Source organism: Enterobacter sp. 01-M-03-SI-ECC, from assembly GCF_047530215.1.
Classification (GTDB): Bacteria; Pseudomonadota; Gammaproteobacteria; order Enterobacterales; family Enterobacteriaceae; genus Enterobacter; species Enterobacter chengduensis.
This window is the reverse complement of sequence record NZ_JBLKDA010000099.1, coordinates 1-768: the sequence shown is the minus strand read 5'-3', so window position 1 is coordinate 768 and position 768 is coordinate 1. Positions and strand designations below refer to the sequence as shown.

General features: G+C 63.2%; 1 protein-coding gene. It reads right to left on the bottom strand.

What is annotated here, in order from left to right; genetic code table 11:
• Positions 1-38 precede the first annotated feature (38 nt).
• The gene (locus ACMWKK_RS26230) at positions 39-596 is read right to left on the bottom strand and encodes a recombinase family protein (RefSeq protein WP_003100847.1); all 558 of its coding nucleotides are present in this window, start codon (positions 594-596) and stop codon (positions 39-41) included.
• Positions 597-768: the final 172 nt, after the last annotated feature.

Genomic DNA, 768 nt, shown 5'->3' with positions numbered 1-768 from the left:
GGGAAGGAGGGAGTGACCATCTCATTAAATAAAGCACGCTAAGCGTGCGTGGAGGCTGGCACCCAGCGGTACAGCGTCGGAATGGACACGCCGAGGTTCTTGGCCACGTCCTTGGGCGGCACCCCGCTGGCCAGCAGCTTCTTGGCCGACTCGATCTTGCTGTCGGTCATCTTCGGCTTGCGGCCGCCTTTGCGGCCGAGCTGCTTGGCGACTTCCAGCCCGGCGCGGGTGCGCTCGACGGTCAGCTCGCGCTCCATTTCGGCAAGGCTCGCCATGACGTGGAAGAAGAACCGCCCGGATGGTGTGCCGGTGTCGATGGAGTCGGTGAGGCTCCTGAACTGGACACCGTGCTTGTGCAGATCGCCGACCAGATCGACCAGTTGCTTGACCGACCGGCCCAGCCGGTCGAGCTTCCAGACGACCAAAGTATCGCCTTCGCGCAGCATTTCGAGCGTCTTGGCCAAGCCAGGCCGGTCTGCCCGCGTGCCACTCACCTTGTCCTCGAAGACCTTTTTACATCCGGCCTTGCTCAAGGCTTCGCGTTGCAGCTCCAGGTTCTGATCCTGCGTCGAGACGCGCGCATAGCCAATCAACATGGCTTGTCTCGCGCCCGGTCGATGCGTTCCTGCATCGCCTGCATCACTTCTTCGTGGGTGTACGATCTGGCGTTGGCGTCGGTGGCTTGCCGCAGGGCTTCCTCAACCTCGCGCGTCATCCGCTCGTAATCCTCCGGCCACAGCGCTTGCTCCATGCGCAGCGACGCCTGAC

Excerpts from the sequence above, each read along its gene's own strand:
- ACMWKK_RS26230 (WP_003100847.1), bottom strand. The coding sequence starts at position 596 with ATGTTGATTGGCTATGCGCGCGTCTCGACGCAGGATCAGAACCTGGAG.